At 43.2% G+C, this 12,828-nt stretch carries 1 protein-coding gene; it reads left to right on the top strand.

The features are described 5' to 3' along the window. The first annotated feature begins 131 nt into the window (after positions 1-131). Positions 132-12,812 carry a putative Ig domain-containing protein gene (locus tag EA772_RS03000; RefSeq protein ID WP_124911124.1) on the top strand — a complete coding sequence of 4,227 codons (12,681 nt, stop codon included), beginning with the start codon at positions 132-134 and terminating at the stop codon, positions 12,810-12,812. The last annotated feature ends 16 nt before the right edge of the window (positions 12,813-12,828 follow it).

Below are 12,828 nucleotides of genomic sequence, written 5' to 3'. Positions count from 1 at the left end.
ACTGGCCAAACAATGAATAGGAATGGATGAAATAGAAGTCTATTCGAAATGTAGATTTGTCATTGTAGTGTTTACCAAATCTCCTTAGTAAATAACTGCGACAACTATAAATCGTCCAAATTACGCCTGACATGATGAAAAATTTTACCTCTCGTTTCCTAAACGGAAAAATCTGCAATTATCTAATATTTGCACTCATCATTTTATTAACGTTCTTAAATTCCAAATCGTATGCGCAAAATACAATTTATGCAAATAGTGTTAGCGCAAGTTCAAACGTAACCAATCCCACTAATGCCACTAATGCTGATGAAACGAGCTTTGCCCAGGTAAATTCGTACGGAGGACTATTATTAGGTGGTGGCCGCTTTGAAGGAGAACTGGAGTTAAAGTTCCCATCCAATGTAGCGGCAAACACAACTGCTTACATCAGAATAGATTCTGACCCGGATTTATTGAACGCATTATTGGGCGGTAACTTAGGCGGTTTACTGGCTAATGTTGTAGGCAATGTGGCTTTAGGAAATCACAGTTTTACCGTTGGCGCAAGAAATGCTTCAGGGCAAACAGTGTTGGAGGGTTCGAGTGCCGGGCAGTTTTCGAGCAATAATATTCGTTTGATAAAAGATGCTACAGGCAAATTTTATGTAGCCATCACCCCGAGCCAAATTTACGATCGCATATTTATTCGCGATGCTACTAGTGCGTTATTACTTGGTACATCTAATAATACCAAAGTATATTCTGCCCTTCATTTTTCGGGAAGTGATCCTTGTGCACAAGCTTTTGCAACCAGTTATGAAGGCACAGGCATTTCACTAGATGCTTTAAAACTGGGCAATTCAGGAGGCATTAATACTGAACGGGCCATTGATGCTGATCCTGGTAATTTTTCTCAGTTGAGTTTAGGTATTTTGGCAGTTGGTGGCACCGCCAGCCAGGTTTTTTATTTTTCTGGCTTATCTAATCCAACTGATGATGTTAATTTAAGATTTAAAACAACACCCTCGTTATTAAACCTCGGTTTACTGAATAATATTATTGTTACTACTTATAATGGTACTCAGGTAGTCGCTACTCAAAATATAAATCCAAATTTATTGAGCCTTGATTTACTTGGCTTACTCAACAACGGATCTATTGTTACCATTCCTTTTTCTCCGGGAGGCGCTTATGATCGGGTTAAAGTTACTCTAAACTCGCTTGTAGGAGTAAATGTATTGCAGGCCATAGATATTTATGGTGTTACGCGTTCTGCCGGAAGACCAACATTTAGCGGTCCGAATGGTAATACTTTCCAGGCATGTTATAACGTGCCTGTAGGTTTAACGGCAACAACAGCAAATACCAATGAACTCCTTTGGTATGAGGCGGCAGAGGGTGGAAATCCACTGGCTACCGTTGCATTTAACGGTGTTTATCAAACGCCTGGTTTAACAGCAAACAAAACGTATTATGTTGCGGCAAGACGATTAACCTGTACAACGGAATCGGCCAGAGTACCAGCGTTAGTGACTGTAAATCCTTTAATCAATTTCAGTGGTGCTACGCTAACGAATGCAACGAGCGGAACCAATTATAACCGGCAAATTGCGCCTGCAACGGGTGGAACCCCAGGTTTTACCTATGCTCTGGCGTCTGGTAGTTCATTGCCTGCTGGCCTTACACTATCGTCAACCGGTGATATTGCTGGTAGACCAACTGTGCCAGGTGATTACAATTTTTCTATTGTGGCTACTGATAGCAGGGGATGTAATCTTACCGCAGCTTATACACTTACCGTAACAGGCCCTTTAACCCTGGTACCTGGTGCTTTGCCTGATGGAATTACAAATGTTTTGTATCCAACGCAAACAATTCCTGTTGCGGCCGGAGGCACCGGGCCATATAGCTATGTTGCGACAGATGTTCCTGCAGGGTTAACATTTAATCCAAGCACAAGAGAGATTACAGGAACACCAACAATACCTGGCAATTACATTGTACGGGTAACAGTAACCGATGCGAATGGTAATACGGTTACTTCAAATTATACACTAAAGGTTACTGATCCTTTGGTTTTATCCGCTGCAGCTTTAGCAAACGGTACGACCGGACAAATTTATACACCACAAATTATCCCTTCGGCTACGGGCGGCACCACGCCATATAGCTACTCGGCTACCGGCTTGCCTCCGGGATTAACCTTTACACCTGGTACCAGAACAATAGCAGGAACGCCTACACTGGCAGGTACATATCCTGTTTCGGTTACTGCAACAGATGCTGATGGAAAAACGATTGCTGCTACTTATTCGATAACCGTACTCGATCCATTGACATTACCACCTACAGCGCTCGCAGATGGAAATGAAAAAGTAACTTATCCTACACAAACAATTCTTCCGGCAACAGGAGGTTCAGGCCCATATACTTATATAGCTTCCAATGTTCCTGCCGGATTAACTTTTAATGCCAGCACCCGTGAGATTACTGGTACACCAGCTCAGGCCGGTAACTATTCCATCTTAGTAACGGTAACTGATGGTGGAGGAAGAACAGCCAGCCGTTCATATCCTTTAAAAGTGATCGGTGCGCTTAACTTGCCATCAACTACTTTAGCCGATGGAACGGTTGGAGCAACTTATCCAAACAGAACTTTACCAGCAGTAAGTGGCGGAACACAGCCTTATACTTATGTGGCTACGGGTCTTCCTCAGGGAATGACATTTAATCCGGTTACCCGGGAGATTTCAGGTAGACCAGAAGTTGGGGGTACTTTTGGAATTTCACTTACTGCAACAGATGCAGCAAACAATAATGCCACCACCACCTATACGCTCAATGTAAATGTTACTGCACCAGTTGTGGCATCAACAACTGTTTGCACAGGCTCTGGCGCAACCCTGGCAGTTAGCAATAATCCACAAAATATTTCGCTTACTTATCGCTTGTACGGTCCAACTGGTGATAGCCCGATACAAACTAATACCACAGGGAATTTTACCACCCCAACTGTAAACGCACAAACTACGTTTTACGTTGATGCCATTTCCGGTACTGCCGTAAGTGCAAAAACGGCTGTTACGGTTTCGGTAAATCCACCGGCAGCATTGCCAACAGTAGCTGCCAGCAATATTGCGATCAATGCTGGTCAAACCGCGACCTTAACTGCAACTTTTGATGCGGGAAACAGCATTGCCTGGTTTGAGGCTGCAACAGGTGGCACACCGGTAAGTAACAGTGCTTCATTTACAACACCACAATTAACAACAACAAAAACTTACTATGCTCAAACCACGAGTGCAGCAGGTTGTGTTAGTGCATCCCGAGTGCCAGTTACCGTTACAGTTATTCCGCTATCAGGTGCTACTGCATGTAACGCCGCAGGAAGCCAAAGCACAGCCATAAATGGAATTTGTATTTTATGTGGCATCGCCGGGGCTGGTAACTCTACTGATGCTGATCCTAACAATTTTACAAGGTTAACATTAGGTGTAGGCGTTGGTGCCTCAGGAGTGCAACAACTTATTTTCCAGAATCCTGGCGCAGCTACGGATAGCATTCGTTTAAATTTAGGATTACCGGGTGGCCTCGCGGATGTGAACGTATTAAACAATATCACCGTAAGGGTTTTGAACGGAACCACTCAGGTGAAATCAGTTCAGATTAGTGGCGGATTATTATCACTTACTGTATTGGGTGGAGGCAGGTTTGCATATACACTGGCTGCGGGCGGAAGTTACGACCGCGTCGAGGTGAGTTTCGGCGGCGTAGTTTCTGCATTAAACAGCTTAGATATTTATGGCGCAATTCAAATTTATCCTAACCCAACTATTATTTCTGGTGCACAATCTATTTGTGCGGGTAGTTCAGCTAAATTATCGGTTACACCGGTTACCGGAACAACCGTTAGCTATTTTGATAGTCCGGTAAGCGCAACAGTATTAAATCCTGATGGTGGAGATTTTACAACACCAGCGCTTTCAGCAACAACAACCTATTACATTCAGGTTAATAAATTAATCAACGGCACTATTTGTTCAAACCCGACGAGAACTCCGGTAACCATCACCGTAAATCCTGTTATCGTATTCAATGGAACAACATTAAGCAACGCCAGTATTTCATTCCCTTACAGCAAACAATTACCGGCTGCAACAGGTGGTACACCTGGTTTTACCTATGCTTTAGCCTCGGGTAGTACTTTGCCTGCAGGTTTATCTTTATCAAACACGGGTTTGATTACCGGAACGCCGACTGCTACCGGCGATCCAACATTTTCAGTTATCGCAACCGATACGAAAAACTGTTCAACTACTGCAATTTTTACTTTAGCCGTTACTCCAGCATTGGCATTGGCTCCAGGCGCATTGCAAGATGGCGTTACCGGAACTTTATATCCAACTCAAACCATTCCTGCAGCCACAGGTGGCACTGGTCCTATCAGCTATTCTGCTACTGGTGTACCTCCGGGATTAAGTTTCAATCCAACAACCAGAGAAATTTCGGGCACTCCTACACAGCCTGGAAATTATATAATCCCGATAACTGTTACTGATGCCAATGGATATTCTATTACTTCAAACTATACTTTAAAAGTTACCGATCCTTTATTGTTGCCGCCTGCTACGCTAGCAAACGGAACAAACGGTCTGGTTTATCCAACACAAACTATTCCTTCTGCAACTGGCGGAACCACACCATACACCTATTCAGCTACTGGCCTGCCAACGGGTTTATCATTTAATCCAGCAACAAGAGAGATTTCGGGTACACCAACACAATCAGGTACTTTCCCTGTTCCGGTAACCGTAACTGACTTTACAAATAAAACAGCTACTACAACCTATTCCATTACCATTATCAATCCGCTGGCATTGCCAGCAGCTACTTTAGCCGATGGTACTGAAAAAGTAAATTATCCGGCGCAAACCATTCCATCTGCAACGGGTGGTGTGGGTCCATACACTTATAGCGCAATTAATCTTCCGCCAGGATTAAATTTTGATAATGCTACCAGAGAAATCTCAGGCATACCTACTCAAGCCGGAAATTATGTGGTTACCGTAAATGTATCTGACAGTGAGGGCAGATCAGCAACAGGTAACTATTCGCTGAAAGTGATTGGCGCTTTAAATCTTCCATCTGCAACATTACCAAACGGAATAGTGGGAACTACTTACCCTACCCAAACCCTTCCTGCGGTTACCGGTGGAACTGGTCCTTATACTTATATAGCGACTAATCTTCCTCCAGGATTAAGCTTCAATACCAACACCAGAGAAATTACAGGTGTACCAACACTAGGTGGCAATTATACAATTTCAGTAACAGCGAGAGATGCCAGTGGCAATGTAGCCACAACTGGTTATAGTATTGCGGTAAACGTTAATGCTCCCGTAGTGGCGAATGCGACCGTGTGTTCTGGTTCACCTGCAACCTTAACCGTAAGCAATTTAATTTCCGGTGTTACTTACAATTGGTTCGGTGCTACAGGTACAACACCTTTAGCCACCAACAACAATGGCACGTTTATCACTCCGGCTGTAACCAGTGAAACCGTCTTTTATGTAGAAGCCGTTTCTGGAACTGCAGTAAGTGCAAGAACAGCGGTAACAGTTTCTATAAATCCGCCAGCTACTTTGGCAACGGTTACCACCAACAATCAAGTCATTAATCCAAATCAATCTACTACGCTATTGGCAACGGCCGATGCAGGCAATGCCATTACCTGGTTTGACGCAGCTACCGGGGGTACACAGGTTGGATCTGGAACATCTTTTACTACACCAGCATTAAGTGCAACCACAACCTATTATGTAGAAACTACAAATGCAAACGGTTGTATCAGTGCAAGCCGCGTTCCGGTAACAGTTACCGTTATTCCTACCGGAAGTGGTACAGCCTGTAATGCGGCCAATAGGCAAACAAGCGGTATCACCGGAATCTGTGTATTATGTGGAATCACAGGAGCAGGGAATTCAACTGACACTAATCCAGATAATTTTACCAGAATTACGTTAGCTGTTGGTGTGGCATCAACAGGATTTCAACAATTAAGGTTTCCAATTTCGGGTACCGCAACCGATAGCGTTCGTTTAGACTTAGCCTTACCAGGCGGTTTATTGGATTTACAGGTATTAAATAACACCACAGTAACAATTTTAAACGGAACAACGGTTGTTAGAACGGTGCAACTGGGTTCATCATTGGTTAACCTTCAACTTTTAAGTGGAAACCGTTTTGCAGCAAGTCTTTTAGGTGGAGCGCCATTTGATCGGGTAGAGATACGTTTCGGCGGTTTGGTTTCTGCGGTAACCAGCTTGGATGTTTACGGGGCAACCATTACTTACCCGGCACCAACTATCACTGCGGGTTCACAAACAGTTTGTTCAGGTGCCACCGCGACGTTAACAGCAACTGCCAATGGTGGTACTGCTATTGCCTGGTATGACGCCGCTGGTACTCAATTGGCTACCGGTGCATCATTCACTACTCCGGCCTTAACAGCTACTACTGTTTATTATATTCAAGTATCGAGAGCAACCTGTGCCAATCCGTTAAGGATTCCAGTTACCGTAACCGTTACACCAGCATTAGCAACTCCCGCGGTTGCAACCGTTACTGCTAGTTGCGCAGGAAGTCCGGCTACATTAGCTGTTACCAATCCAATTGCCGGAGTAACCTACAATTGGTTTACTGCGCAAACTGGCGGAACTCCGGTTTTAACGGGTGCAACGGTAACTACGCCAGCGCTTACGGCTAGTACAACCTATTATGTAGAAGCAGCTCAAGGCAATTGTGTAAGCGCTAGCCGAGCAACGGTATTGGTGCCGGTTAACCCAGCTCCAGTTTTACCTACATTAACTACAAGTTCATCATCTGTAGCCCCAGGGCAAACTGCAATTTTAACTGCTAGTTCATCTGAAGCCAATGTAACCTTCAACTGGTATAACTCGGCTACGGCGACTACGCCAGTTTATGTAGGCCCAACTTATGTAACGCCGTCATTAACTGCTACAACCACTTATTATGTGGAAGCTGTTTCTGCAAATGGATGTGCTTCGTTAGGCAGGGCTCAAATTACAGTGACCGTAAATACGGGTGGTTCGCCAAATCCTGTTCCATGTGAGGCAGCAACCGCACAAACCAATGGCGTTGTCGGTTTGGGTGTGCTGGCAGGTGTATTTAATCCAGGTTTAGCGATTGATAAAGATACCCAAACAGGGTCATCATTAATTTTACCTGTAGGCGCCTTAGGCGGATCAGTTTTCCAAAGAGCAAGTTTTGGGTCAGTATCCCGCCTAGGCGATACTGTTAGGGTATTGGTATCCTCTCCGGGAAGATTGCTATCATTAAGTGTTTTAGGAAATACTCAAATCACAACATACCTTGGAACAACCAGCAATGGTGATGCTAGAACGCTAAATAGTGGTTTGTTAAATGTTCAACTCCTAAGCGGCGATACTCAGGCCTTAATTACTTTTGTACCAGCGACAACGTTCGATGGGGTAGAGGTTAGATTAAACGGTGGCGTTGCAACGGCTTTAAGTTCACTAAACTTTAATTATGCACAACGCATTTTGGTTGCGCCAACTGTTGTTTCTTCAAATGTAATAGCTTGTGAGAATCAAACAACTCAATTGACGGTTAGTAATCCATCATCAAGCTTAACTTACAGATGGTATGATGCGGACGGAACTTATTTAACAGGTAAAGACGGTATTATTTTTACCACACCAGTTTTAACAGGGGATACGAAATTCTTTGTTGCTGCAGTATCTGCATCAGGTTGTGTGAGTTATAGAACGGTGGTGAACGTAACCGTTACTCCAGCTCCTGTAAAACCAGAGTTATTGGTTCCGAATGTAGAAACCTGTATCAATACTTCAGTTGTATTCCAGGTTAAAAATCCAATTGCTGGAACAACTTACAGATGGTATGATAGTGCAAATGTTTATCAGGCAGGTTTTGATGGCCCAACTTTCACGGTATCAAATATTACAACGAACAGTACTTACACTGTAGAAGCTGTAAACAGCTGTGGTTCTGCATCTGCCAGAACAACAGGAACAGTTACTATTGGTAACATTCAGGTTCCTGTAATTACGCCATCTTCGGTTACCATAACCGAAGGATCAGTAGCTTCCTTAACAGCTACTTCAAGTACAGCGGGTGTAACCATTAATTGGTACACTACTGAAACTGGAACTACTCCGGTATTTAGTACAGTTGATTCGAGTACAAGTAATTACATCACGCCTCAATTATCAAGTGCCACAAGCTACTTTGTTGAAGCAATAATCCCAGGTGGATGTACATCAACCAGGGCCCGTGTTGATGTAACAGTTATCCCGGCAGGAACACCTGTACCAACACCATGCGGAGCAGCAATTGCACAAACCAATGGCGTAACAGGTGGTATTTCGATTGGAGCTGGAGTAATTAATCCGAATAATGCTATCGATGGAGATATTACTACAGGCTCTACACTGGTAATACCTGTAGGATTATTAGGATCATCAGTATATCAAAGGTTAAAATTCCCATCTGCATCTAATGTTGGTGATACATTAAGGTTAAAAATAACTACTCCTGGTCAGTTGCTGTCATTAGCCTTATTGCCAAACGTTTCTGTTACCACTTATTTGAATGGAAACAGCAATGGTGATGTGACTACAGTTTCAAACCCATTGATTAGTTTAAAATTATTAGCAGGGAACAATACCGGTATATTAACCATTATTCCAACCAGTCAGTTTGATGAGGTGGAATTGAGATTAAATGCTGGCTTATTGGGCGCATTAACATCAGTTAACTTTGATTATGCACAACGAACAATTGTTGCACCTGCTTTAACTACAGCTACGGTAAGTGTGTGTCAGGGTTCAGCTGCTACTTTAAGTGTCCAAAATCCTCAACCAGGAATTACCTATAAGTGGTATGCGGGAGGCGTATATCAAGCAGGAAAAGACGGACCAACATTTACAACAGATCCAACTTTAGCGCCAAATGCTTATGAATATTTCGTTACTGCCAATGCCAATGGCTGCGAAACAGTGAAGGTTGGGGCAACTGTCATTGTACTTCCTCCACCTACACCACCGACAGCAAATCCAGGCAATCCGTTAACAACATGTTTGAATACCCCAGTGGAGTTAAGTGTTGTTGCAGTAGCTGGAAATACCTATAACTGGTACGATCAACCTACTGGTGGAAATATGCTGGTAACCAACAACAATAAATTCTTAACCCCGGCAAACTTACCCGTTGGAACTACAAACTACTATGTTGAATTGGTTAATGCAAACGGCTGTTCAAGCTCTACCAGAACAATGATTTCTATTACGGTGAACGATTCAGCTTTAGCAAGCGATATCACTGTAACGGGTAACACCTCATTGTGTTCGCAGGCAACTACCACCTTAACTGCATCGAGTTCGATTGCAAATGCCGTATTTAACTGGTACAGCGATGCAGCACTTACGCAATTGGTTGCCGCTAACACTGCAACATTTACTACACCGTCCCTTACCGCCGCCACAAATTATTACGTAACGGTTAGTGGAACAGGAAAATGTGCAAATACGGCAGGGAATGCAAAAGAGGTTAGCATCTTATTCAACCCAATTGCAGTAGCAACTGATATTACATTAACGGGTCCTACCTCGATCTGCGCTGGTGCACCAGTTTCACTACGTGCACAAGCTAATGGGGTAACTGATCCCGTATTTACATGGTACAGTGATGCCGGTTTAACCACCATTGTAAATACAACAGATACTTATTCGCCTACTATAACTGCAACAACAACTTATTATGTTACAGTTAAGGGAAGTAACAGATGTGAAAACACAGCCGCAACAGCTAAACCAATAACGATTACTGTTAATCCTTATGCAATTGATTCGGATATTGCTTTAAGTGGAATCACATCAATTTGCAAAGGAGCAAGTACAGTATTGTCAGCATCATCTACTACAATTACCAATCCAGTATTTACCTGGTATGCTGATGCTTCACTTTCAACAACGCCAATTTATACAGGTACATCATTTAATACCGGTGCGTTGACTACAAGTACAACATTCTACGTAACGGTTAAAGGAGATAACAAATGTGAAAATCAACCGAATACTGCAAAAGCAATTACAGTAACGGTTAATGAATTTGCAACATCTGCAGATTTAACCGTAGCAAATACCCAGGTTTGCTCAGGCTCTTCAGCATTATTAGTAGCCTCAAGCTTAACTGTTACTCAACCAGTATTTACCTGGTATAATGATCCATCGTTAACCAGCGTAGCATTTGTTGGTCCGATTTTTACCGTTAATAATTTAACTGCAACTACAACTTACTACGTAACGGTTAAAGGAAGCAACCGATGTGAAAATTCAGCTGCTGATGCCAAAGCAGTTGTGGTTACCGTTAACCCGTTGGCTACAGCTACTGATATCATAGTGAATGGAGGAACCACTGCTTGTGCCGGAGCTTCAGCTACGTTAACCGCAACTTCTCCGAATGTAATTAATCCAATATTTACCTGGTATAGCGATGCTGCTTTAACCAACATCACCTTTGTTGGCAGTACATTTACTACACCAGCTTTAAATACAACTACTACCTATTACGTAACCGTTAAAGGAGATAATAAATGTGAGAATGCTGCTGGTAATGGCAAAGCAGTGGTAATTACGATCACACCGTCAGCCAATGCAACAGATGTTATGGCTAGTGATGTTACGATTTGTGGTGGGTCATCGGCTGCGTTAGTAGCTACCACTACAACGGTTAACGATCCGGTTTTCACCTGGTACAACGATGCTGCTTTAACATCGGTTGCTTTTGTTGGTGCAACATTTAACACACCAACATTAAATGCAACTACCAGATACTATTTAACTGTAAAAGGCAGCAACAGGTGTGAAAGTTCAGCATCAGCCGCTAAAGTGGTTACGGTGACAGTGAATGAAGTTGCTACGGCAGCAGATATCACGGTTTCTAGTCCGGCAATCATTTGCGGTTCGGGAACAGCAACAATTAATGCCAGTTCAACCACGGTGACAAATCCGGTGTTCACCTGGTATAACGATGCTTCGTTAACCAGTGTAGCCTTTGTTGGTCCGATCTTTACCACACCGAATTTAACCACAAGCACTACCTATTATGTAACCGTAAAAGGAGCTAACAAATGCGAAAATAGCTCTGCCAGTGCTAAAACGGTAACGGTTATCGTTAATCCAAGAGCAGTATCAACTGATGTTGCTGTATCTGGTTCAACTACGATTTGTACAAGTGGCACGACAACACTAACGGCTACAAGCACTACCGTAATCAATCCAGTATTTACCTGGTACAGCAATGCTGCGCTCTCAACAGTAGTATTTACCGGAGCCTCATTTACAACACCTGCTTTAACAAGTAATACCACTTATTATGTAACTGTTCGCGGAGATAATAAATGCGAAAATACTGCAGCAAACGCATTGGCGGTAGCTATTACAGTAAGTGCCATTCCAAATAGCCCGGTTGTGGCCACAACAGGAACCAACATTTGTGCTGGCGAGCCTACCACGCTTACCATCACCAATGCCCAAGCAGGTGTAACCTACGAATGGTACACTGCGGCAACAGGTGGCAGCTTATTATTTACGGGAACAACATATACTACACCTGTAATCAATACAACCACAGATTATTATGTCCAGGCACTAGGTGCAGGAGGTTGTAATAATAATGGCGGCAGGGTTAAGGTTACCGTAACCGTAAATCAAAAACCGAATGTTCCGAGTGTTGCAGCTGCTAACGTAAGTGTATGTATTGGAAGTTCAGCTGTGTTAACTGTTTCAAGTCCTCAGGCAAATATTGTTTACAACTGGTACACCTTACCAACTGGTGGTACAATAGCGGGAACAGGAAACACTTTTATCACACCAGCAATAACTACTAATATTACTTATTATGTTGAAGGAGCTAACGGATCATGTTTATCATCATCAAGAACCCCGGTTAACGTACTTGCTTTACCAGTTCCAGTGGCTCCGCCTTCAGTAACGCCGGCGAACGGAATCATCTGCGCCGGCAGCAATACCATACTAACTGTCAATAACCCGGTAGCAGGATTAATTTACAGATGGTATACTACAAGCTCAAACGGAACTTCAATTGGTGAAGGCGTTACATTTACTACACCAAACATCAGTGCAACAACAATCTTCTACGTAGAAAGTATTGCAGTTGGTGGTTGCGCAAGCCCTACCAGAACCGGAGTTACTGTAACTGTACTTCCTGTATTAACAGCGCCATCAGTAGTTGTTCAATCTACAACCCCAAATAGTGTAACCTTTGCCTGGGCGGCAGTAAATGGCGCTACAAGTTATGAAGTTTCAACAGATAATGGATTAACGTGGCAGGCTGCGGTGGGTACAACCTATCTCGCAGTAGGTTTAAAACCAGATCAGGCGGTTACGATTATCGTAAGAGCTAAAGGTCAGTTAGATTGCCAAACCAGCGCAAACTCAACACCAGTAACAGGTAAGGCAAGCAATCCGCTGGGCAATCAGATATACATTCCAAATGCATTCACACCAAATAACGATGGTAAAAATGATGTTTTCTTAATTTATGGAAATACCATCGCAAGTGCTAAAATGTCTATCTACACGCAATGGGGGCAGTTATTATTCCAATCTGATAATGTAGCAAACGGATGGGATGGAACTTTTAGAGGGGTTAATCAGCCAATTGGTGTGTATGTGTACATGGTAGAAGCGCAGCTTACAGATGGAACAACTGTGGTGAGAAAAGGTACTGTTACCTTATTAAGATAGATATGAGCCGGTTAAT

The organism is Pedobacter sp. G11, from assembly GCF_003860265.1.
In the GTDB taxonomy this organism is placed as follows: Bacteria; Bacteroidota; Bacteroidia; order Sphingobacteriales; family Sphingobacteriaceae; genus Pedobacter; species Pedobacter agri.
This window is presented reverse-complemented; position numbering and strand designations above follow the sequence as displayed.

Excerpts from the sequence above, each read along its gene's own strand:
- EA772_RS03000 (WP_124911124.1), top strand. The coding sequence starts at position 132 with ATGATGAAAAATTTTACCTCTCGTTTCCTAAACGGAAAAATCTGCAAT.